Origin of the sequence: Paraburkholderia acidicola, from assembly GCF_002362315.1 — a bacterium.
Classification (GTDB): domain Bacteria; phylum Pseudomonadota; class Gammaproteobacteria; order Burkholderiales; family Burkholderiaceae; genus Paraburkholderia; species Paraburkholderia acidicola.
Genome location: NZ_MTZV01000006.1, coordinates 1,261,287 through 1,283,598 on the forward strand (window position 1 = coordinate 1,261,287; position 22,312 = coordinate 1,283,598).

Genomic DNA, 22,312 nt, shown 5'->3' on the forward strand with positions numbered 1-22,312 from the left:
AACCGCCCGCCCCCGCCACCACACTGTCAGGCGCGCTCGAGTACCGCCATGTCGCGCACGACGACGAGCAGCATCGACAGACTCGCGCCGCCGGTTGCGCGCAGGTCGGTGAGTAGCCGTCCATATCGCTCCAGCGCAGTCGCGCGTCGCTCGCACCAGGTTTCGACGAGCGCGTCAGGCGATTCCACATTTTCATGCGCATTGTCTTGCTGCCCGAGCACACTCACCGTCAACGCGCGTTTGAGCCGCGCCAGTTCCGCGAGCGCCGCGGCACGCGCGAGCAGGTCCCAGTGCGTGGGCGTCGGGAGTGCCGCTGCGCGCTCACCAATCCAGCCGTAGTTCAACTGCGTACCCAGCGCGAAGTACACCCCCGCAACGAGTTCAAGGCTACGCCCGGCAGTCGCCGCGACTTCGGCAATATCGAGCAACGCCGCCGAAATCTCGCCACTCGCGACCCGCACCGCAAGTTCGCTATCCACACCCGCATCGACCAGCTCGCATTGCCGCGCCGAAAGCGCATCGAGATCGTCTTGCGGCAGCAGCGCCGGCCATTGCGGCGCGAGCCGCTGCGCCGCATCGCGACAACGCGCAAGCAGCCCTGCCATGCCGCCGTCCTGCACCGCGCCCAGTTGCAACTGACGCAGGAACCATAGCGCTGCACGTTCGAGCAGCCGCGCGACTTCAACGAACATGCGCGCCTGCACGTCGTCGGCGACGCGGTTGTCGAGCGCATCGATATCGCGCCACACGCGGTCCAGATCGAACACGTCGCGCGCCATCAGGCAAGCACGCACGATATCGCCAGGCTGCGCGTCAGTCTCCTCCATCAACCGGTGCACGAACGCACAACCGACGCGATTGATCAGCGCGTTCGTCAGATATGTCGCGAGAATCTCGCGACGCAGCGGATGGTGCTGCATCGGTTCGCTGAAACGCTGCCGCAACGGCTTCGGAAAATAGTCGACCAGCATGCCGGCCGCGAGCGCATCCTCGGGAAGATCGGAGTCGAGCAATGCGTCGTACAGCCACATCTTGCTGTACGCGAGCAGCACCGCGCGTTCAGGTGACGTCAGGCCGAGCTTCGCAGCCTGACGTTCGGCGATTTCTTCGTCGGAGGGTAGAAACTCGATGGAGCGGTTAAGGCGCCCCGCGCGCTCGAGCCAGCGCATCGTGCGTGTTTCCGCATCGAGCAGTTCGACGCTGTAGCGGCCCGCAATCGACAGCGCCTGCGTCTGGTAGTAGTTGTCCTGCAGGACGAGCAACCCAACTTCATCGGTCATTTCCGCGAGCAGCGTATTGCGCTGCTTGCCGGTCATCTCGCCGTCCGCGACCACGAGGCCGAGCAGGATCTTGATGTTGACCTCGTGATCCGAACAATCGACACCCGCCGAATTGTCGATGGCATCGGTATTGATCCGGCCGCCATGCTGTGCGAACTCGATGCGCCCCAGTTGCGTGAGGCCGAGATTGCCGCCTTCCGCGACCACCTTGCAGCGCAACTCCGCGCCGTTCACGCGCACGGCATCGCTGCTGCGGTCGCCCACCTGCGCGTGCGTTTCGCGGCTCGCCTTCACGTAAGTGCCGATGCCGCCGTTGTACAGCAGGTCGACCGGTGCGAGCAGCAGCGCGCGGATCAGATCGTTGGGCGCCAGCGCAGCCGTATTGATGCCGAGCACAACCTGCATCGCCGTTGACACCGGGATCGTCTTCGCACTACGCGGAAACACCCCACCACCCGCCGAGATCAGTGCCGGATCGTAGTCGGCCCAGCTCGAACGTTCGAGCGCGAAGAGCCGGCTGCGCTCCGCGAGACTCGCGGCGGCATCGGGATTCGGGTCGAGGAAGACATGCCGGTGATCGAACGCAGCGACCAGACGGATATGCGGCGATAACAGCATGCCGTTGCCGAACACGTCGCCGGACATGTCGCCGATGCCGACTACCGTGAAGTCGGTGGCCTGCGTGTCGACACCCATCTCACGAAAGTGCCGCTTCACCGATTCCCACGCACCGCGCGCGGTGATCGCCATCTTCTTGTGGTCGTAGCCCACCGAGCCACCCGAAGCAAACGCGTCGTCGAGCCAGAAGCCGTAGTGCTGCGAGATCGCGTTTGCATAGTCGGAGAAGGTTGCCGTGCCTTTATCGGCGGCGACGACGAGGTACGGGTCGTCGGGATCGTGCCGCACGACATCGACAGGCGGCACGATCGCACCTGATACACGGTTGTCGGTCAGATCGAGCAGCCCGCGCAGGAACGTCTGATAGCACGCGACACCTTCCCGCAACCACGCTTCGCGATCGCCGGGCGGCGGTGGGTTCTTCACAACGAAGCCGCCCTTCGAGCCGACCGGCACGATCACGACGTTCTTCACCATCTGTGCTTTCATCAAGCCGAGCACTTCCGTGCGGAAATCCTCGCGTCGATCGGACCAGCGCAAGCCACCGCGCGCGACGCGCCCGCCACGCAGATGCACGCCCTCGACACGCGGCGAATACACCCAGATCTCGAACATCGGTTTCGGTTCAGGCAAGCCCGGTACCTGCGACGGATCGAACTTGAACGACAGATATGGCTTCGGTTTGCCTTCCGCGTCGCGCTGATAGTAGTTGGTACGCTGCGTCGCGCCGATCACACCGAGAAACTGCCTCAGGATGCGGTCTTCGTCGAGATTCGGCACCTTGTCGAGCGCGGCTTCAATGCCCTTTCTCAATTGCGCCGTTCGGTTTTCGCGCACCTCTGGCATTTCGCCTGCTGCCGGATCGAAACGCGCGATAAAAAGTTCGACAAACCCGCGCGCAATTGCCGGATTACCGGTCAGCGCGCGTTCGATATACGCGTCGCTGAACGTGGAACCAACCTGCCTCAGATACTTCGCATACGCGCGCAGGATCGTCACCTCGCGCGCACTCAGATGTGCACGCAGCACAAGCCGGTTGAAGTCGTCGTTCTCGATCTCGCCGGTCCACACCTGTTCGAACGCGTTCTCGAACAGGTCCTTGACACGCTCGATGTCGAACTCCGCGTCGTCGGCCAGTTCGAGGCCGAAGTCGTGCACCCATGCAGGTGTGGCGTGCGGCGTTTCGATCAGATAGGGCCGCTCTTCGTCGACACGCACGCCAAGGTGTTCGAGCATCGGCAGGCTGCGCGACAGTGCGATCGGTTGGCCAGCACGATAAACCTTGAAGCGAAACGCGCGCGGCCCCGCTTCGATCGGGCGATACAGGTTCATTGCAAGCCGTTCGCTGCCCTGCACACGCTCGATCAGTTCGATATCGCGCACCGCCGTGCGCGCCGGATAGTCGTCGCGATAGCCTGCCGGAAATGAATCCGCATAGCGTTGCAACAACCGGTTGCCCTGCTCTTCACCCGATGCGTCGAGCAACGCGTCGGCCAGATCGTCCTGCCAGCGCCGCGTTACCTGCACGAGCCGCGTTTCGAGTTCGTGCGTATCGACCTCTGGCATCGCACCGGACTGCGCATGCACGACGAAGTGAATCCGCGCGAGCGTCGACTCGGATAGCAGCGGCGTGAATTCGACGGTTGCACCATTGAACGCGTCGGTCAGCAGCAACGCGATGCGACGCCGCAGATCGGTGTTGTACTTGTCGCGTGCAACGAACACAAGACACGACACGAACCGGTCAAAGCGGTCGCGCCGCACGAAGATCCGCGTGCGCTGATGTTCCTGCAACCGCAGCACGCCGAGCGCGATGTCATAGAGTTCGTTCTCGTCGGCCTGGAACAATTCGTCCCGCGGATAGGTTTCGAGCACCGTGACGAGCGACTTGCCGAGATGACCCTTCGGCAGAAAGCCCGCGCGCTTCACGATGTTCGCGCACTTGCGCCGCACGATCGGAATCTCCGCGCTCGACACCCTATACGCGGTCGTCGTGTACAAGCCTATAAAACGCCGTTCGCCCTTCACGTTACCGTCGCCATCGACGAGCTTCACGCCGACATAGTCGAGGTAACCGGGCCGATGCACGGTCGCGCGCGAATTCGCCTTGGTCAGAAAGATCGGCGATGCACCGCGGATGATTTCCGCGGCGGCCGGCGGCAATGGTGTGACATCGGCGGTGCCGGGTTCGCGCAGTGCATCGCGCAGGATACCGAGCCCCGATCCAGGCACGCCGCGCAGACCGAAACCGTCGCCGTGCGCGACCAGTTCGTAGTCGCGCTGGCCGAGAAACGTGAAATGATTGGCCGCCATCCATTCGAGAAACGCGCGCGCTTCGATGCCTTCCGCGCCCTTCTCGCGAGTCTTCATGTCCTTGATGGTGGCGTGTGCAATCTCGACGATCTTCGGCCAGTCTTCGACAGCCGCGCGCACATCGCCGAGCACGTGTTCGATATCGTCGGACAGCGCCGCGAGCCGCGCCGCATCGCCGCAGCGATCCACTTCGAAGTGAATGAACGACGTGAGTTGAGAGTGCAGCTTCGCCGCCGCGTCGCCGGCATCGTTGACGTCTTCGCCGCCTTCCGCAGCACGCGCAATCGCACCATCACTGCCGCGCCAGATGCGAAACACCGGATGCACAACCGAATGCAGCGCGAGCCCAAGCCGGTTCACCGCCATCGATACCGAATCGACGAGAAACGGCATGTCGTCATTGACGATCTCGATCACCGTATGGTCCGAGTGCCAGCCGTGCTGTTCGAGTATCGGATTATAGACGCGCAGGCGTTCGGTACCAGGGACGAAGCGCTGCGCGGTTTGCCAGTGCGCCATCGCCGCGCCGTACAGATCGGCGACGCCTCGGCTATGCAGGTCGTCGGCATCGACGAAGTCGTAGTAATGCCGCAGAAAGGGTTCGACGATGGCGAAGGCCGGTTCGGGTAACCGGCCGCGGGCGAACTCGACGATATCGTTGAACAGGTGCGCGACGGCTTCTTCGTTCTTCGCTTGCATGACGTCCTCCGCAACGGGCGACTATCGACTGCATCGTCGGGAAGGGAATTATGCGCCAGGCCAGTGCAAAAGCGATGTGCAGTCGCACATCGTTTTGCACTGGCGCGTCAGGACATCTCCGGATGCTGTGCGAGCCACGTAGCGATCGTCTCGGCAGTCCACGCTGCATCGTCATGCGGCAGATCGTGTCCGGCCCATGCGTGTCGAATGTGCGGCACGTCCCACGCGGCCGCGAGTTTTTCTGAGCACACCGGGTTAACCAGCCGATCGCCAGCGGACGACAGCACGAGCGTCGCGCAACGCGGCGCAAGATCATCCGCCCGAAAACGCGCAGCAGCCCACAACTGGCGCAACGCATTCATCCGCGATACCGGCGCATGTTCGCGTATCGCGATCCAGTCGGCGAGATCGCTATCGAGTGTGTCGTGACGGTTGCATGTCAGGCGATGAATCGCCGCTTCCGCAGCAGGCGCGTCGCGCCAGTGCGCGGCGATCCGCAGCACCTCGTTCCACACCTGCGGACGCAGCCGCTCGACCGCGCGACTGAACGGCCGCATGCTCGTATTGATCAGCACCAGCCGTTCGATCTCGTGCGGATGCTGCTGCGCCCACGCCGTCGCCACCATGCCGCCGAGCGACATCGCAAGCACCCGGTACGGCGCCGGCGCACCGCTCTGCAAGACGGCGAGACGCACGAAGCCCACGGTGCTTGCGACGTTCGCCGGCGAGCGCAATCGCGCGAAATCGCCGTTGCCTGGCAGATCGATCAACAGCGGATCGCCGGCGTCGGTTCGCTCGCGCAATACAGCGGGCAATGCGCCCCAGTGCCGCGTCTCGCGCGTCAGGCCACGCAGCAACACCCACGTGCTCATGCGCCAGCCTTGCGATACCAGTGGTCGATTGCACGTTGCTGCAACTGCTGGCGCTGCGCGCCTTCGGGCAGCCAGCGCTGCGAGGCGTACGCGGCGCGCGTCAGGAAATCGAGCAGGTTCGCGTGACGTCGCAGCACACGCGCCGTGCGATGTGCCTTCACCGGATTGAACATGCCCTGGCGCGAAAAGATCTGCCGCGGATTCTTCTTGATCCACAGCCATGAGCCGAGTTCGAGCGTCATCGGCAGGAACACGTTTTGCGCGGGCGCCCGGTCGTAGGCGCAGTCCCACAGGTCGCCGTGCAGCAGGTATTGATGACTCTGCGGCTCGAACATATAGCCATGATGCGGATGCGCGCGCTCGAACATCGTCTTCAGCGCGTACATCTCCGGTAGATGCGACATCGTGCGGCGGGTACGCGCATACGGAAACCAGATGCTGTCGCGCCAGCCGTAACCGGAGTGACAATCGAGCGCAAGACTGAGCGGGCGCGCGGCCAGATCGCGCTGCACGACATCGAGCAATGCCGCGGCTTCGCATTCCATCGGCGCACCGCGCCGCCCGCGATACCACGGCAACCACGCGCCGAGCCGCTGGCCGCCCGCGAGCAGCGGGACGCGCGCATCGGCATCCTGGGGCGCATTGCGCATCAGGTCGACACCGTTTGGATTCGCGCGCGTCGCAGCCCACATGCCGCCCGGATTGATGATCGGCATGAAGATCAGACGAATCGACTGCAGTTGCTGCACCAGCAGTTCGTCCCATTCGAGGCGCGCGAGCAACGCACGCATGTATTCGAGCACGAGTTGCGACCCGATGCGCTCGAGGCCGTGAATCCCGCCGAAAAACCCGATTGCCGGCGCCTGCGGATCGCGCGAGCCAATGCTTGCCGTATGGACCGCAAACGTTCTGCCATGCACACGTGTTTCGCAGGCCGTGCCGATATCGAAGATCGCACTGCCGTCGTCGAGGATCGATTTGAGATCCTCGTACTCCGCGAAACTATCGGGAAGAAAGCTCAAGGCCTGCATGGCAACGCTGTATACGAAGTGCAAGGTTATTGGGGACGGCTTGTGCCGATACCCGCAATATAGCCCGGTCGACGCAAACAATGCATGACATGTCATGGACGATCGCTGTCATCTGTCACGGCTGCGTCATATTGACAACCGCATGACGTCCCAGGAGATATAGTCATCTAGACGTTACGAACCCTTCACTCAATAGTCATAGTCGCTTCCTAGAATGGGCCGCATCGCTCCGGTATCGACCGGATGCAATGGCGAGGCATCTATGGAAGCAATCCTTATCGAGCGTCTGAGCAAGACGTTCAGCAACGGTCGCAAGGCGCTCGACGAAATCGGCCTGCGTATCGAGCCCGGCGAAATGGTCGCGTTGATCGGCGCCTCGGGCTCAGGCAAGTCGACACTGCTGCGGCACATTGCGGGGTTCGCTGTCTCCGATGCGCAACCGTCGCGGATTTCGATTCTCGGCCGGCCGATCCAGCATGACGGGAAACTGGTTCGCGAAGTACGCAGCATTCGCCGCGATATCGGCTTTGTCTTCCAGCAGTTCAATCTCGTGAACCGGCTGTCGGTGCAGACCAATGTGCTAATCGGCGCACTCGCGCGGCTGTCGTTCTGGCGCCGTCTTACCGGTACGTTTCCGCGCAGCGAACGCGCGCTCGCGATGACCGCGCTCGCCGAAGTCGGCATCGCCGGGCATGCAACCGAACGTGCGGCGAACCTGTCGGGTGGACAGCAGCAGCGTGCGGCACTCGCGCGGGCACTCGTGCAGCGGGCGCGCATCATTCTCGCGGACGAACCGATTGCATCGCTCGATCCGGAATCGTCGCGCCGCGTGATGGAAATGCTGCGCGCACTCAATGCCAACCATCAGTTGACTGTGCTGGTGTCGCTGCATCAGGTCGACATCGCGATGCAGTTCTGCCCGCGCACGATTGCGCTGCGACAGGGTAAGGTCGTCTACGACGGACCGTCTGCGGCACTCTCGCCGGCCCTGCTGCAAAAGCTGTACGGCGAGGCGGCACGCGAACTGTTCGACGAACCGGCCACCGCGACCACCGACGAAGGCCGCGCCGCCACGACACCGAGCGCGCCAGCCACCGCGTCGCCCTACGCGTTCGCACTCGATCCCGCGCATTCCACCTGATTCACCACACACAATCTCATTCGCTACATAAGCTTCACCACAGGAACAACCCGATGAAATTTCTCCGTACCCTGATCGCAGGCGTCGCCGCGTTCGCGTGCCTCGCCGCGCATGCCGAGGATCTGAACCTCGGCATCATCTCGACCGATTCGTCCGCTGTGCTCAAGCAGCGCTGGCAACCGCTGATCGACGACCTGAACCGGCAAACCGGTCTCAGCGTCAAAGCGTTCTTCGCCACCGACTATTCGGGGATCATCGAAGGAATGCGTTTCAACAAGGTGCAGATCGGCTATTTCGGCAATGCTTCGGCGATGGAAGCGGTGGACCGCTCGAACGGCGAAGTGTTTGCGAAGATCGTCTATGCGAACGGCGACGCCGGTTACTACTCGGTGCTGATCACCAATGTGAACAGCCGTTTCAAGACGCTCGACGATGTGTTCAAGAATACGAAGGACGTGACGCTGGGTTATGGCGATCCGAACTCGACGTCGGGCTCGCTGATTCCCGGCTACTACCTGTTTGCGCAACACAACGCGCCAGTCAACACGTCGTTCAAGACCGTGCTGCCGTCGAGCCACGAAGCGAACCTGCTGGCCGTCGTGAACAACAAGATCGACATCGCGACGAACAACACCGAGATGCTCGACACGCTGAAGAAGCTGCATCCGGACAAGTTCGCGCAGGTGCGTGTGCTGTGGACGTCGCCGCTCATTCCATCAGATCCGCTAGTCTGGCGCCGCGATCTGCCGCAACCGACCAAGGACAAGTTGCGCAAGTTCTTCCTGAACTACGCGAAGACCGATGCGCATGAGAAACAGGTGATGGCGGGCATCACCGGGTATGGCGGTTTCGCGGCATCGTCGGATGCGCAGTTGCTGCCGATCCGCCAAGTCGCCCTGTTCCAGCAGAAGCAGAAGCTCGAAAGCGATACGCATCTGTCCGACGGTGACCGCAAGACGCAGATTGCCGCGCTCGATGCAAAACTCGCCGCGCTCGACGCGGCCGCGCCGAAGCAATGAACGCCGCCGAACTGGCCGCGAGCCGGACGCCGCGCGACACGGCGCTTGCGGACTCATCCAACGCACCTGGCGCCGCGCCGGCCAAGCGCGGCTGGCTGTCGCTGCTCGGCTGGATCGTCGCGTTTGCGGTGCTGGGCGCCGCGTGGCGCGGCGCCGACATGCGCCCGCTCGATCTGCTGTCCGACTCGGGCAACATGGGCCAGTTCGCGAAAGACTTCTTTCCACCCGATTTCGGCGACTGGCGCATTTACGTTCAGGAATTGCTCGTGACGCTCGCGGTCGCCGTGTGGGGTACGGTGCTCGCGGTCGTCTGCGCGATTCCGTGCGGTCTGCTGTCGGCGCGCAACATGGCGCCGGTGTGGGTCGTGCAGCCGGTGCGCCGGGTCATGGATGCGTGCCGCGCGATCAACGAAATGGTGTTCGCGATGCTGTTCATCGTCGCCGTCGGTCTGGGTCCGTTCGCCGGGGTGCTTGCGCTGTGGGTGCATACCACCGGCGTGCTGGCGAAGCTCTTCGCCGAAGCCGTCGAAGCCATCGATCCGCGCCCCGCCGAAGGTGTGCGCGCGACCGGCGCGACCGGGCTCGACGAGATCATCTATGCCGTGTTGCCGCAGGTGCTGCCGCTGTGGATTTCGTACGTGCTATATCGCTTCGAGTCGAACGTGCGCTCGGCGATGGTGGTCGGCATGGTGGGCGCGGGCGGCATCGGCGTCGTGCTGTACGAGGCAATCCGCTCGTTCAACTATGCGCAGACCGCCGCGGTGATGATCATGGTGATCGTGGTCGTCACCGCGATCGACCTGGTGTCTGCGTGGTTGCGGGAGCGTGTCATATGAGCGCGTGATATGAACGCGTGCCCCCTCACTGCGGCGACGCGGCCGGTCTTTGCGGTGCGGTCGCCGCACTCGCGCTCGCACTGTCGTTGGCGAGATTCGCGCCACTCAATGCGCGGGCAGTGAGCGAAAAGAATTCGTCGTAAGCAGACGGCTTGATCACGGTCTTCGTTTTCGAATCGCCGTTGCTGTCATACACCGTGCTGTCGAAGCGCGCCCGCACCACGACACCGCGGCCGTGTTCGGCAGGCCGCACGCTGACGAGCGCGGTCGTGTATTCATGATCGGGCCTCGCGGGCAACAATCCGAACCTTGACTTGACCACGCCACGCAGCACCTCGCGCCACTTCGGGATCAGCGTCTCGCTGTGCCCGCCCTGGGCAATCCCGGTATCCGCTTCCGAGCTGACTGGCGCGTACCCGCCGGCCTTCAGCGCGGCGACGACGGCCCCCAATGCCTGAGGAGCGGTCGCATCGGGATAGGCGCGATCCCGTATCTTGTCGAGCGCGTTGCGCTCGTCCGCGGTCAGGTCGACGGTCACCTGGCGCGAGCTGTAGCGAACCGCCTTGCCGGCCGAGCCGGTGACGCGTTCGTTCGGGTTCGGGTCCGCGCAGGCGCCAAGCACGAGTAACGCCCCGACGGCAGCCGCCACGGACGCCCCGCGCGACATCGTTCGAAGACAATAGAAAAACTCGGATTTGTAACTTGAAGCAATCCGCATGAGAACCTGGCTATTCAAGGGGAGAATGCCATGCTACGGGCGATTCCCCACTTTCGCCAATTGAATAATTCTGCTAGAAATAAAAGCAATACTTGGATATGAGAGGCGCCGATGCGTCGTTTGCCCCCGCTGAACGCCCTGCGCAGTTTCGAAGCCGCTGGTCGCCTGAAAAGCCTCTCCAAGGCCGCCGAAGAACTGTGCGTCACGCATAGCGCGATCACCCAGCAGATTCGCGTGCTCGAAGATTATCTGGGGCAGAAGCTGTTCGAGCGCACCGGCCGCACGCTGCAGATGACACCGCGCGCGCGCCACTATCTCGCCGATGTCGCCAGTTGCCTCGGCCGGCTCACCGAAGCGACCGCGCAAATGAGCGGCGAAGAAGCAACTCGTGTGATCCGCATCAACACGTCGATGTCGTTTGCACACGGCTGGCTGATTCCGCGGCTCACCGCCTTTCAGGAGATGCACGCGGGCATCGACGTGCAGATCACCGTCTCGACGGAACTCGGCATCGAGCAGGTCGACGAATCGAACGATGCGGTTGTGCGCCGCTACGAACCCGACTTCCGGCGCTATGGCTATGCGTCCCGGCCGCTGGTCGCCAACCGCGCGATCGCGATCTGCTCGCCGCGACTACCCGAACTGGCCCGACTGCAGGAACCCGCGGATCTGCGCAGCGCGCGGCTGCTGCACTACACCGACATCTCCGATGCGTGGCAATACTGGTTCAATAGTGCTGGCGTGGCGACCGGCGAAACGCTCGGCGGGCGCTACTTCGACCAGTTCTTCCTGCTGGTACAGGCCGCGGCGTGCGGGCTCGGCATTGGGCTCGCGCCGCAGGCCATCGTCGAGGACGATATCCAGCAGGGACGGCTCGTCCAGCTGTTTCCCGAGGTGCACCTCGAAGGCGCGCCGTTTCATTGCCTGTACCGCGACGCGCCGCACGACCGCGAATTGAATATGTTTATCGACTGGCTGTTCGCGAGCGCTGCGAGCGTCGCGTGATGCTGTCTCATGCCAGCTGGCCGAGGGTTTCGTCGACGGCATCGGCGAGCATGTTGAAGGCCGGTGCGATCTCGTCGTCCGGCACGCACGCGTAGCCGAGCAGTAAACCCGATGGTGCGCGAGCCGGCTCCGCGTAATAGCCGGACAAGGCCCGCACGACGATGTTGCGCTTGAGCGCGGCGGCAGCGGCCGCGCGGTCGTCGGCGCCGTCCGGCAATTGCATCACCAGATGCAGGCCAGCATCGCCACCCACCGCCGAAAACGCACTGCCATAGCGTTGCGCGGCCGCGTCGAGCAGCGTTTGCCGGCGCTGGCCGTACAGCGTGCGCATCTTGCGGATATGCGACGTGAAATGCCCTTCGGCGATGAACTCGGCGAGCACCGCCTGCTGCAACAACTGCCCCTCGCGATACAACTCCGCACTCGCAGTCGCGAAGCTCTCGGCGAACGCTTCGGGCACCACGATATAGCCGACCCGCAAGCCAGGAAACAGCGTCTTGCCGAAGCTGCCGACGTAGATCACCTGCCCCGCCGTGTCGAGCCCTTGCAACGACGCGAGCGGCCGGCTGCCGTAGCGGTATTCGCTGTCGTAGTCGTCCTCGATGATCCAGCACTGGTTCTGGCGCGCGTACTCGAGCAGCATGCGGCGGCGCGCCAGACTCATCACCATGCCGAGCGGGTACTGGTGCGACGGCGTAACGAGCATCAGCTTGGGCGGCTCTCCGAGATCGGCGGGCGACGGGTTGATGCCTTCGTCGTCGACGGGGATCGGTCGGGTTTGCAAACCCGATACGTGCAGCACACTGCGCACGCCCCAGTAGCACGGATCTTCGGTCCAGATCAGGTCGCCCGGATCAGAGAGCAGCCGCACCGCGAGATCGACGGACTGGTGAATGCCGGTCGTGACGATGATCTGCCCCGGTGTGCAGCGCACCGAGCGCGATGTATGCAGGTAGTCGGCCAGCACGTGGCGCAGCAGCGCAAGGCCGCCGCCCGGCGCATAGGTCAGCAGGTCGGGACGCGGGCGTCGCCAGTACTTCGTGTGCAGGCGGCTCCAGACGCGCGCTGGAAACCGCGACACGTCCGGCACGCCCGGCATGAACGCGCCGCCCTGCCGTTTCGACACCCCCGCACCGGCGATCAGCCGTGTGCCGCGCACCGACAGCGCGGGTTCGGCGGCCGTTGCAGCGGGCGCGGACGATACCTGTTCAAGCGCGGCATCGAACGAGCCGACGATCTCGTCCGGCGCGCTTTCCGCGACAAACGTGCCGCGCCCGGTTGCCGACGTCACATAGCCTTCGAGCACCAGTTGCTCGAACACCTGGGTCACCGTATTGCGCGCAATGCCCAGCTCGGCGGCGAGCAGCCGTGACGACGGCACCTTCGTGCCAGCGGGCAGTTCGCGCGACAGGATCGCCTGCTGCAGCAGCCGGTGCAGCTGCCGGTAGATCGGCTGGCCGTTGCCCCGGTCGAGCCGCTGCGCCAGCCAGTCGGACAAAACACTCGCGCGCATGAAATTGGCTCCTACATTTTTATTGAAATGGCTCTGAAAGTAAGAGCCAAATCTGATTATAGTCGCAGCATGTGGCGACCCTCGCGGAGCGTCGGAGCATCGATGCAACGCGTGCGGCACAAGCCATCCGACCCAAACCCGACCCACCGGCCCCGACCGGACATGAAGGAGATCGACGTGAAGAATGCCGAACTGAAAGCCCGCAAAGATGCCGCCACCCCGCGCGGCGTCGGCGTGATGTGCGATTTCTACGCGGAGCGCGCTGAGAACTCGGAACTGTGGGACATCGAAGGTCGCCGTTATATCGACTTCGCCGCCGGCATCGCGGTGAACAACACCGGCCATCGCCACCCGAAGATCGTCGCAGCAATCCGCGAGCAACTCGATCATTTCACGCACACCGCGTATCAGATCGTGCCGTACGCGTCGTATGTCGAACTGGCCGAGAAGATCAACCGCCGTGCGCCCGGCGATCATCCGAAGAAGACCGCGTTCTTCACGACCGGCGCCGAAGCCGTCGAAAACGCGATCAAGATTGCGCGCGCGGCGACCGGCCGGCCCGGTGTGATCGCTTTCACGGGCGGCTTCCACGGCCGCACGATGATGGGCATGGCGCTGACCGGCAAGGTCGCGCCGTACAAGCTCGGCTTCGGTCCGTTCCCGTCGGACGTGTTCCACGCACCGTTCCCGAATGCACTGCATGGTGTCTCGGTCGAAGATTCGCTGAAGGCCATCGAATTCCTGTTCAAGGCCGATATCGACCCGAAGCGCGTTGCAGCGATCATCTTCGAACCGGTGCAAGGCGAAGGCGGCTTCTATCAGGCACCGGTCGAATTCGTCCGCGCGCTGCGCAAGCTGTGCAACGAGCACGGCATCCTGCTGATCGCCGATGAAGTGCAGACCGGCTTCGCGCGCACCGGCAAGCTGTTCGCGATGCATCACTACGACGTCGTGCCCGACCTGATGACGATGGCGAAGAGCCTCGCCGGCGGCATGCCGCTGTCGGGCGTGGTCGGACGCGCGGAGATCATGGACGCGGCGGCGCCGGGCGGACTCGGCGGTACGTATGCGGGCAACCCGCTCGCGGTCGCGTCGGCGCACGCGGTGCTCGACATCATCGATGAAGAAAAACTGTGCGAGCGCGCCGTCAAGCTCGGTGACCGCGTGAAGGCGACGCTCAACGCGCTACAACACGACGTGCCGCAGATCGCCGAAGTGCGCGGCCCGGGCGCGATGATCGCCGTCGAATTCTGCAAGCCGGGCGGCCACGAGCCGGATGCGGAGTTCACGAAGCGCGTGCAGACGCGTGCGCTCGAACGCGGCTTGCTGCTGCTCGTGTGCGGCGTGTATTCGAATGTCGTGCGCTTCCTGTTCCCGCTGACCATCCAGGACAACGTATTCGACGAAGCACTCACGATCCTCCAGGAAGTGCTGAAGGAAAGCATCGTCGCAACGGCCTGACACCTGCCTTTTATGGCAGCGCGATGCGCGTCATCGCGCTGCCGTATCCCCGTTTTTCTCCCGCCCCCGCTGCGAGACGACCATGACCTCATTCAAACTGAACGACCCCGCACTGCTGCGGAACAAAGCCTATGTGGCTGGCCAATGGCTATCGTCGGACGATGAAAAAACGTTCGACGTGAATAACCCCGCCACCGGCGAAACGATCGGCGCCGTGCCGAAGATGGGCCAGCAGGAAACCCGCCGCGCCATCGAAGCGGCAAACGCCGCATGGCCCGCGTGGCGCGCCAAAACCGCGAAGGAACGCGGCAAGATCCTGCGCACGTGGAGCGACCTGATGCTCCAGCACGCCGACGATCTCGCGCTGATCCTGACCATCGAGCAAGGCAAGCCACTCGCCGAAGCAAAAGGCGAGATCCAGTACGCCGCATCGTTTTTCGAATGGTTCGGCGAGGAAGGCAAGCGCGTAAACGGCGACACGATTCCGTCACCGGCCAATGACCGCCGTATCGTCGTCACGAAAGAACCGATCGGTGTATGCGCCGCGATCACGCCGTGGAATTTCCCGGCCGCGATGATCACCCGCAAGGTCGGCCCCGCGCTGGCCGCCGGTTGTCCGATCGTCGTCAAGCCCGCCGAGGCAACGCCATTCTCCGCGCTCGCGCTTGCGGTGCTCGCCGAACGCGCGGGTGTACCCGCCGGTGTGTTCAGCGTCATCACCGGCGATCCGCGTGCGATCGGTGCCGAGATGACCAGCAACCCGATCGTGCGCAAGCTGTCGTTCACCGGTTCGACGCCGGTGGGCCGTCTGCTGATGGAACAGTGCGCACCGACCGTCAAGAAGGTCTCGCTCGAACTCGGTGGCAATGCGCCGTTTATCGTGTTCGACGATGCCGATCTCGATGCGGCGGTGGCCGGCGCGATCGCATCGAAGTATCGCAACAGCGGCCAGACCTGTGTGTGCACGAACCGCTTCTATGTGCACGACAAGGTCTACGACGCGTTCGCCGCGAAACTGCGCGATGCAGTGGGCCAGTTGAAGGTCGGTGACGGGACCGATGCAGGTGTCACGCAAGGTCCGTTGATTAACGAAGCCGCCGTGCTCAAGGTTGAATCGCACATCGAAGACGCGCTCGCGAAAGGCGCGCGTATCGTCACCGGCGGCAAACGTCATGCGCTCGGTCACGGCTTCTTCGAGCCGACCGTGCTCGCCGACGTCACGTCTGCAATGAAGGTCGCGCGCGACGAAACCTTCGGCCCGCTCGCACCGCTGTTCCGCTTCTCGTCGGACGAAGAAGTGATCCAGCTCGCCAACGACACCGAGTTCGGCCTTGCGGCGTACTTCTATAGTCGTGACATCGGCCGTGTGTGGCGCGTCGCCGAAGCGCTCGAATACGGCATGGTCGGCATCAACACCGGGCTGATCTCGAACGAAGTCGCGCCGTTCGGCGGCGTCAAGCAGTCGGGGCTCGGCCGTGAAGGATCGCACTACGGCATCGACGACTATGTCGTGATCAAGTATCTGTGCATGGGCGGCATTTGAGTGCGTTTCGCTTCACATTCCCGCGTCAGCCCGCTCGCGCGGGAATGTGCCGCCGCACGAGTGCAAGTGCGATCATCACAACCGCCATCGCCGCACCGAGCATCGCGAGGTACGAGAACGCGCCGCCCGTGGTAATGACTGCGGCGCCCGCAAACGCACTCGTGATCGCACCCAGTCGACCAAACGCGAGCGCCGACGCGGTGCCGGTTGCGCGCATGCCGGTCGGGTACACGTAGGCGCACAACGCGTACATCGTCGATTGCACGGCGTTGACGAACAGGCCGTGCACGCCGAGGCCGAAGATCAGCAAGGTGGTGCTGTTCTTCGCATCGAGACCGAGCATCAGCGCCGCGCTCAATGCAGCGCCCAGGGCGCAAATCAGTAACGGCCAGCGCGACCCGTAGCGCGCGATCGCCACGGCACACGCCAGCGCGCCGACCACGCCGCCGAGGTTGTATGCCGTCAGCCCCGAGCCGGCGACGGAGAGCGACAAACCCTGCGCACTCAGCATCGTCGGCAACCAGCTGAATGCGCTGTACACCGCGACCAGGCACATGAAGAACGCGATCCAGATGGCCATCGTGTCGCGTGCGCGCCCTTGCATGAAAAGCGCTCTCACGCCGCGATGCTGTTCGGCGGCCTGCTCGCGGACATCGGTAAATACGGCATCCGTGGGAACCTGGCGCGACATGCGATTGAGCAAGCGACCCAGCTCGTTCCAGCGCGCCGGACGGCGTGCGAGAAAGCGCGGCGACTCCGGCAGCGCAAACAGCAGCAGCACGCTGAGCACGATCGGCAACACCCCGCCGATCAGAAACAGACCTCGCCAGCCATACGCCGGCAGCACGACATGCGCGAACAACCCCGCCAGCATTCCGCCGAGCGGCACGCAAACGATCGTTGCCGTCACCGCCAGCGTTCTGCGGCGCGCCGGCGTGAATTCGGCGGTCATCGTCGTCGAGCTGGGTAGCGCGCCGCCGATGCCGAGTCCCGCCACGAAGCGCAACACGGCAATCGCCACGATATCCGGTGCAAAGCCGATGCAGCAGGTCGCCACGCCGAACAAAAACACGCTGCCAATCACGGCCCAGCGACGACCGAAGCGATCCGCGAAAATCCCCGCGCACGCACTGCCGATACCCATTCCGAACAGCCCCGCCGCGACCACCGGTGCGAACGCGCTGCGGGCGAGATTCCATTCCTTGAGCAGCACGGGAATCGCGAAGCCGATCAGCTGACCGTCGAATCCGTCGACGACAATCGACAGCGCCGCCAGCAGCACCACCGCTTTCTGCAGCGCCGTGTAGGGGCCGTCGTCGAGCGTGCTGCCGATGTCGATCGCGCGTCGATCGGCTTCGGAAACACCAGCTCTGGCCGCACCGGCGGCATCGGGTGCGCTGCCTGGCGAGCCGGCGAACTCCGTCGGCGGAACGTAGCTGTTCATCTTCGTGTCTCCATGTGTGGCGCGTATCGGTCGACGCAGGCTCACCTGGTGCCTGCGTCCGCGCTTTTTATCGTCGATCGAGTATGGGTACCGCTGAACTGCTTTTCGAACTACGGATGTGCGCTCAGAACGGATAGTGCCGCGGCGTAGTCTGCACCGTGATCCAGCGTAGATCGGTGAATTCAGCAATCCCGGCCCGCCCGCCGAAGCGCCCGAATCCACTGCTCTTCACGCCACCGAATGGCATCTGCGCTTCGTCGTGCACAGTCGGTCCGTTCACGTGACAGATGCCCGATTCGATGCGTCGCGCGAGGTTCATCGCACGCGCGATATCGCGGCTGAATACCGCCGCCGACAAGCCATATTCGTTGTCGTTCGCACAGGCAAGCGCCGCTTCTTCACCGTCCACGCGCACGATGCCCTTCACCGGACCAAACGATTCCTCGGTGTAGATCTTCATCTCGCGCGTCACATGATCGAGCAATGTGGCGGGCATCAACGTGCTGTCGGCCTTGCCGCCGCACACGAGCGTCGCGCCTTTCGCGAGCGCATCGTCGATCAACGCATTGCATCGCTCGACGGTCCGCCTATCCACCACCGAGCCGAGCACGACCGGCCCCTGACGCGGATCGCCGAGCGGCAAACTACGCGCTTTCGCCGCAAGCCGGTCGACGAACGCATCGGCGATGCGCCGGTCGACGATGATCCGCTCGGTCGACATGCAGATCTGGCCTGAATTGGCGAACGCACCGAACGCGGCCGCGGCGACGGCGGCGTCGAGGTCCGCATCGTCGAGCACGACGAGCGGTGCCTTGCCGCCGAGTTCGAGTACAGCCGGTTTCAGATGACGCGCGCAGCTCGCCGCGATGATCCTGCCGACGTGGGTCGAGCCCGTGAAGTTCACGCGCCGCACTTTCGGATGCGCGATCATCGCTTCGACTACCGCGGCCGCATCGGTCGGTGCGTTCGTTACGAAGTTCACCACGCCGGGCGGCAAGCCTGCTTCCTGTAGCGACTCTACGATCAATCCGTGTGTGGCGGGACACACCTCCGAGCCTTTCAGCACGACCGTGTTGCCGCATGCGAGCGGCAACGCGATCGCGCGCACCGCGAGAATCACCGGTGCATTCCACGGCGCCATACCGAGTACGACACCGGCTGGCTGACGCACACCCATCGCGAGGCTGCCGGGCACATCGGAGGGAATCAGCTCGCCGGCGATCTGCGTCGTCAGCGCGGCGGCTTCGATCAGCCCGCCTACGGCGAGGTGCACATTGAAGCCGGCCCAGATACCGGATGCGCCGGTCTCGGCTGCCATCGCGGCGGCGAATGCGTCGCTGCGCGCTTCGATCGCATGCGCGGCCTTCATCAGCAGCGCGCGTCGCTCGCTCGGACCGCAGGCGGACCATGCAGGGAATGCGGCTGCGGCGGCATCGACTGCGGCGAGTGCGTCGTCGACGGTAGCCGCCGGCGCACGTGTAGCGATTTCGCCATCGAGTGGATTGCGGCGTTCGAAGGTCGCGCCGTTACGAGCCTGCACGCGCTCGCCGTTGATCAGCATCGAGATGTTTTGCATCGTGTGTCTCCTGTCATTTTTTTCTGCGAAACCTTTGCTTGCTCAGTCGCGCTACGCGACGACCACTTCGACGAGCCGCGGTGCACGTGCGTCCAGTGCCTCGCGCAACACGTCACGCAACGTCTCTGCATCGCTTGCTCGCACGCCAGGACAACCCATGCCCGCGGCCAGCGCGACGAAATCGATGCCGGGAAGTTCGGTGCCCTGTACTGGATCGGTTGCCGCGAAGCCGAACACCGGCGCGAACTCCTGAAGCGCGGCATAGCGTGCGTTGTTCAGAATCACGAACGTGACCGGCAGATTCAGTTGCACGGCACTGTACAACGCCTGGATCGAATACATGCTGGAGCCGTCGCCGATCAGTGCGATGACACGTGTGCCCGGTTTCGCGAGTGCGACGCCGACGGCGGCCGGCATGCCGTAGCCAAGGCCGCCGCTGTCCATCGTGAAGAACGTGCCGCTGCGTGTGATCGGTAGATAGCGTTGCATCGTCGAACGCGAACTGGGCGCTTCTTCCACGACGATGTCGGCGGCGTCGCGCAGTTCAGCGAGCGTCTGCAACGCGAACGCCACCGACATTCGCACCGACTGTGCCGACGGCATCGGTGGCACCGCTCGCGGCGGTACCTCGCGCGGCGCGGGCAACGCGCGCAGCTTCGGCGCAGGACGCGCCAGCAGATCGACCACACCGAGCCGGATATTGCCGACCACCGCGGTGCCGACCGGCGTCCACGCGGCGACACCCGGATCGTCGATCAGTTGATAAAGCGAAGCGCCGTCCGGCACGTGCGGTCCGTGGCCTTCGACGTGATAGACGAACGCCGGCGCGCCGATCACGAAGATCAGATCGTGACCACCGAGCCGTTCGACGATCTGTTCGCGCATGGCCGGCAGGAAACCGGCAAACAACCGGTGATCTTCGGGAAAGCCGCAGCGCCCGGACATCGGCGCCACGTAGACGCGCGCCCGATGACGCTCCGCCAGACGCACGACGTCATCCCATGCGCCGGCGCGATCGACAGCGCCACCGATCACGAACGCAGGACGATCGCATGCATCGAGCGCCGCGCCGATCTGCTCGAGCAATTGCGGCTCAGGTCGCGTCGCGGTACTGACCGTGCGCGGCGGTACGGGTTCGGCGAGCCGATCCCAGTCGTCGACGGGAATCGATACGAGCACCGGGCCGCGCGGCTCCTGCATCGCGACGTGATACGCACGCGCGATCGCAAGCGGCACGTCTTCGGCGCGCGCCGGTTCGATGCTCCATTTCACATAGGGCTTCGGCAGTTCGGTGGCTTGCGTCGAGGCGAGAAACGGATCGAACGGCAAGATCGAGCGCGCCTGCTGGCCCGCGGTGATCACCATCGGCGTGCGGTTACGAAAGGCCGTGAAGATGTTGCCCATGGCATTGCCAACACCCGCCGCCGAATGCAGATTGACGAACGACGCGTTCGCACTGGCTTGAGCAAAACCGTCGGCCATGCCGACCACGACCGCTTCCTGCAAGCCCAGCACGTAGCGGAAATCGGCGGGGAAATCGCGAAACAGCGGCAGTTCGGTCGAACCCGGGTTGGCAAAGATCGATGTCATGCCGAATCGGCGCAGCAGATCGATCACGGCGTCGCGCACCGTGAATGGGGCGTCGCGGCGAGTGTCCGGGAGATCGGGATGGGGCGCGCTGCGGGTCATGCGGGAAGCTCCTGTGGTCCGGTGGATAAGCGGTGTCGGTTTGATCGAGCCATTATCTGGGCCGGTTGCCTGACTGGAAATTGCCTTTTTGACAAAAAGGCATTACTTTTTGGCATGACTTTTCCCCGATTCGAAGTGGACCCGCGATGAACTTCAGTTTTCCGCAGCTTCAGGCGTTCACGACAATCATTTCGAGCGGCAGCCTCGGCCGTGCCGCGGACGCGCTTCACATCACGCAACCCGCCCTCAGTCGCACGATCAAAAAGCTCGAAACGGAACTCGGTGCGGCGCTATTCGAGCGCCATTCGAAAGGCATGCGCTTGACGGCGATCGGCGAGGCGCTGCTGCCACACGCAACGTTGCTGCTGCGGGAAGCCGAAAGCGCTCACGAGGAAATCGACGCGATGCGCGGCCTCGCGAAGGGGACGATCCGCGTCGGCGCAGTGGCCAGCATCGCCACACTCGTGCTGCCGCTCGCGGTGAGCAGCGTACTCGCGCGCTGGCCGAATCTGCGCGTGGAGATTGTCGAAGCGGTATGGGACCGGCTCGCCGACAGCCTGATGAAGCACGAAATCGATCTCGTACTCAGCATGGCCGTGCCCGACACCAGTGAGATCGTCGCGATCCCCAGTTGCCGCTGGGAGGACATGAGCTATGTGGTCGCCGCGCTCGATCATCCGTTGCGCCGCAAAGCGAATTTATGTCTCGCCGATACGCTCGATCAGCAATGGTGTGTGCCGCCGCGCGGGACTGGTCCGTTCGAACATATGCAGCAGGTGTTCGCCGAACATGGACTGGGCATGCCCGATATCGCCGTCGAAACCCGTTCGATCACGGTGTTGAAGAGTCTCGTCACGCGTGCCGGTTTTCTGAGCTGGATGGCCGCGCCGATGTACGACACGGAAAGCGCCGCGGGTGTGTTCGATACGTTGCCGGTTCCGGGACTGGTGGGACGACGCACGTTGACCGCGTTTCGCAGACGTCAGGGGATTTTGCCGAGCCCGGCGTTGAAGTTGCTCGAACAGCTCAATACGATCGTGCCGGAATACAACCAGCCGTAGTGACGGGCACGGAGAAGGGGCGCTGCGAAAATCGCGTCACGCGAAGCATGCGCAACGCCCCGTTGAGGGACCGTACGAACTCAGCCCGCCAGATCCGCCGGCAACTTGCCGCCGTTTGCTGCCAGCGCCTGCATCACCTGTTTGTGCAACCAGATGTTCATGCTGGCTGAATCGTTGGTGTCGCCGTCGTACTTAAGTTCCTGGGCCAGCTGCTTGCGGTGTTCGAGGCTGCTGTCGACACCGAGCGCCTTCATCGTATCGACGATCGATGTGCGCCAGTTCAGCGTTTGACCGCTATCCGCAACAGCCTTGTCCATCACGGCTGCGACGTCGACGTCAGCCAGCGGTGCGGGAGCCGGTGCGGCATCCGGGGCGGCAGCTTGCGCTGCGGCTGGGTCCGGAGTGGGTTCGGTGGCCGGTGCCGGTTGATCCGGCTTCGCCTTGCCAAACAGCTTGCTCACGATTTCGCCAAAGATGCTCATTTTTCATCTCC

Annotated in this window: 16 protein-coding genes; 7 read left to right on the forward strand and 9 right to left on the reverse strand. The window is 63.8% G+C overall.

Going from position 1 to position 22,312, the window contains the following annotated elements:
* Positions 1-26: 26 nt before the first annotated feature.
* The 3 genes from BWP39_RS24350 to BWP39_RS24360 all read right to left on the reverse strand — a co-directional run bounded on the left by BWP39_RS24350 (position 27) and on the right by BWP39_RS24360 (position 6,813).
* Entirely contained in the window at positions 27-4,910 is a 4,884-nt protein-coding gene (locus BWP39_RS24350; RefSeq protein WP_096724834.1) for an NAD-glutamate dehydrogenase, read from the reverse strand.
* 107 nt (positions 4,911-5,017) lie between these two features.
* The gene (locus BWP39_RS24355) at positions 5,018-5,782 is read right to left on the reverse strand and encodes an alpha/beta fold hydrolase (RefSeq protein ID WP_096724835.1); all 765 of its coding nucleotides are present in this window, start codon (positions 5,780-5,782) and stop codon (positions 5,018-5,020) included.
* Entirely contained in the window at positions 5,779-6,813 is a 1,035-nt protein-coding gene (locus BWP39_RS24360) for a M14 family zinc carboxypeptidase (RefSeq protein WP_096724836.1), read from the reverse strand. The genes BWP39_RS24355 and BWP39_RS24360 overlap by 4 nt, the downstream gene beginning before the upstream one ends.
* Before the next feature lie 262 nt (positions 6,814-7,075).
* On the opposite strand from BWP39_RS24360, the gene phnC reads away from it, so the two are divergent.
* Genes phnC through phnE form a run of 3 tightly spaced genes read left to right on the forward strand, consistent with a single transcriptional unit; the run spans position 7,076 to position 9,809 of the window.
* Positions 7,076-7,954 carry a phosphonate ABC transporter ATP-binding protein gene (gene phnC / locus BWP39_RS24365; protein WP_096724837.1) on the forward strand — a complete coding sequence of 293 codons (879 nt, stop codon included), beginning with the start codon at positions 7,076-7,078 and terminating at the stop codon, positions 7,952-7,954.
* Positions 7,955-8,007: 53 nt separating this feature from the next.
* Positions 8,008-8,973: a phosphonate ABC transporter substrate-binding protein gene (phnD, locus tag BWP39_RS24370; protein WP_096724838.1), complete on the forward strand. Its 966-nt coding sequence runs from the start codon at positions 8,008-8,010 to the stop codon at positions 8,971-8,973.
* Entirely contained in the window at positions 8,970-9,809 is an 840-nt protein-coding gene (phnE, locus tag BWP39_RS24375; protein ID WP_096724839.1) for a phosphonate ABC transporter, permease protein PhnE, read from the forward strand. Before phnD ends, phnE begins: the two co-directional genes overlap by 4 nt.
* A gap of 25 nt (positions 9,810-9,834) precedes the next feature.
* Here the strand turns inward: phnE and BWP39_RS24380 are convergent, their stop codons facing one another.
* Positions 9,835-10,458: a hypothetical protein gene (locus tag BWP39_RS24380; RefSeq protein ID WP_207557075.1), complete on the reverse strand. Its 624-nt coding sequence runs from the start codon at positions 10,456-10,458 to the stop codon at positions 9,835-9,837.
* A 180-nt stretch (positions 10,459-10,638) separates the two neighbouring features.
* Here BWP39_RS24380 and BWP39_RS24385 point away from each other — a divergent pair, with 180 nt between their 5' ends.
* Positions 10,639-11,532 carry a LysR substrate-binding domain-containing protein gene (locus BWP39_RS24385; RefSeq protein ID WP_096724840.1) on the forward strand — a complete coding sequence of 298 codons (894 nt, stop codon included), beginning with the start codon at positions 10,639-10,641 and terminating at the stop codon, positions 11,530-11,532.
* 7 nt (positions 11,533-11,539) lie between these two features.
* Here the strand turns inward: BWP39_RS24385 and pdxR are convergent, their stop codons facing one another.
* Complete coding sequence (gene pdxR / locus BWP39_RS24390; RefSeq protein WP_096724841.1) at positions 11,540-13,045, reverse strand: MocR-like pyridoxine biosynthesis transcription factor PdxR; 1,506 nt, start codon at positions 13,043-13,045, stop codon at positions 11,540-11,542.
* A 177-nt stretch (positions 13,046-13,222) separates the two neighbouring features.
* Between pdxR and BWP39_RS24395 the strand changes: the two genes are divergently transcribed.
* Together BWP39_RS24395 and gabD are read left to right on the forward strand one after the other, a co-directional pair.
* Positions 13,223-14,506: a 4-aminobutyrate--2-oxoglutarate transaminase gene (locus tag BWP39_RS24395; RefSeq protein ID WP_096726146.1), complete on the forward strand. Its 1,284-nt coding sequence runs from the start codon at positions 13,223-13,225 to the stop codon at positions 14,504-14,506.
* Between the two features lie 82 nt (positions 14,507-14,588).
* Positions 14,589-16,049, forward strand: a complete 1,461-nt coding sequence (gabD, locus tag BWP39_RS24400) for an NADP-dependent succinate-semialdehyde dehydrogenase (RefSeq protein ID WP_096724842.1) — start codon at positions 14,589-14,591, stop codon at positions 16,047-16,049.
* Positions 16,050-16,074: 25 nt separating this feature from the next.
* Here the strand turns inward: gabD and BWP39_RS24405 are convergent, their stop codons facing one another.
* The 3 genes from BWP39_RS24405 to mdlC all read right to left on the reverse strand — a co-directional run bounded on the left by BWP39_RS24405 (position 16,075) and on the right by mdlC (position 20,758).
* Entirely contained in the window at positions 16,075-17,493 is a 1,419-nt protein-coding gene (locus BWP39_RS24405; protein ID WP_096724843.1) for an MFS transporter, read from the reverse strand.
* Between the two features lie 124 nt (positions 17,494-17,617).
* Positions 17,618-19,069, reverse strand: a complete 1,452-nt coding sequence (locus BWP39_RS24410; protein ID WP_096724844.1) for an aldehyde dehydrogenase — start codon at positions 19,067-19,069, stop codon at positions 17,618-17,620.
* A 51-nt stretch (positions 19,070-19,120) separates the two neighbouring features.
* Positions 19,121-20,758, reverse strand: coding sequence for a benzoylformate decarboxylase (gene mdlC, locus BWP39_RS24415; protein ID WP_096724845.1), 1,638 nt, complete (start codon positions 20,756-20,758; stop codon positions 19,121-19,123).
* A 146-nt stretch (positions 20,759-20,904) separates the two neighbouring features.
* Here mdlC and BWP39_RS24420 point away from each other — a divergent pair, with 146 nt between their 5' ends.
* On the forward strand, positions 20,905-21,819 hold the full coding sequence (locus tag BWP39_RS24420) for a LysR family transcriptional regulator (RefSeq protein ID WP_096724846.1): 915 nt from the start codon (positions 20,905-20,907) through the stop codon (positions 21,817-21,819).
* 80 nt (positions 21,820-21,899) lie between these two features.
* Here BWP39_RS24420 and BWP39_RS24425 read toward each other — a convergent pair whose 3' ends face one another.
* A complete protein-coding gene (locus BWP39_RS24425) occupies positions 21,900-22,301 on the reverse strand; it encodes a DUF3597 domain-containing protein (RefSeq protein WP_096724847.1) in 402 nt (133 codons plus the stop codon).
* Positions 22,302-22,312 lie beyond the last annotated feature (11 nt).

Excerpts from the sequence above, each read along its gene's own strand:
- BWP39_RS24360 (WP_096724836.1), bottom strand. The coding sequence starts at position 6,813 with ATGCAGGCCTTGAGCTTTCTTCCCGATAGTTTCGCGGAGTACGAGGAT.
- BWP39_RS24350 (WP_096724834.1), bottom strand. The coding sequence starts at position 4,910 with ATGCAAGCGAAGAACGAAGAAGCCGTCGCGCACCTGTTCAACGATATC.
- BWP39_RS24420 (WP_096724846.1), top strand. The coding sequence starts at position 20,905 with ATGAACTTCAGTTTTCCGCAGCTTCAGGCGTTCACGACAATCATTTCG.
- BWP39_RS24385 (WP_096724840.1), top strand. The coding sequence starts at position 10,639 with ATGCGTCGTTTGCCCCCGCTGAACGCCCTGCGCAGTTTCGAAGCCGCT.
- BWP39_RS24425 (WP_096724847.1), bottom strand. The coding sequence starts at position 22,301 with ATGAGCATCTTTGGCGAAATCGTGAGCAAGCTGTTTGGCAAGGCGAAG.
- gabD (WP_096724842.1), top strand. The coding sequence starts at position 14,589 with ATGACCTCATTCAAACTGAACGACCCCGCACTGCTGCGGAACAAAGCC.
- BWP39_RS24355 (WP_096724835.1), bottom strand. The coding sequence starts at position 5,782 with ATGAGCACGTGGGTGTTGCTGCGTGGCCTGACGCGCGAGACGCGGCAC.
- BWP39_RS24410 (WP_096724844.1), bottom strand. The coding sequence starts at position 19,069 with ATGCAAAACATCTCGATGCTGATCAACGGCGAGCGCGTGCAGGCTCGT.
- pdxR (WP_096724841.1), bottom strand. The coding sequence starts at position 13,045 with ATGCGCGCGAGTGTTTTGTCCGACTGGCTGGCGCAGCGGCTCGACCGG.
- phnE (WP_096724839.1), top strand. The coding sequence starts at position 8,970 with ATGAACGCCGCCGAACTGGCCGCGAGCCGGACGCCGCGCGACACGGCG.
- phnD (WP_096724838.1), top strand. The coding sequence starts at position 8,008 with ATGAAATTTCTCCGTACCCTGATCGCAGGCGTCGCCGCGTTCGCGTGC.
- phnC (WP_096724837.1), top strand. The coding sequence starts at position 7,076 with ATGGAAGCAATCCTTATCGAGCGTCTGAGCAAGACGTTCAGCAACGGT.
- mdlC (WP_096724845.1), bottom strand. The coding sequence starts at position 20,758 with ATGACCCGCAGCGCGCCCCATCCCGATCTCCCGGACACTCGCCGCGAC.
- BWP39_RS24405 (WP_096724843.1), bottom strand. The coding sequence starts at position 17,493 with ATGAACAGCTACGTTCCGCCGACGGAGTTCGCCGGCTCGCCAGGCAGC.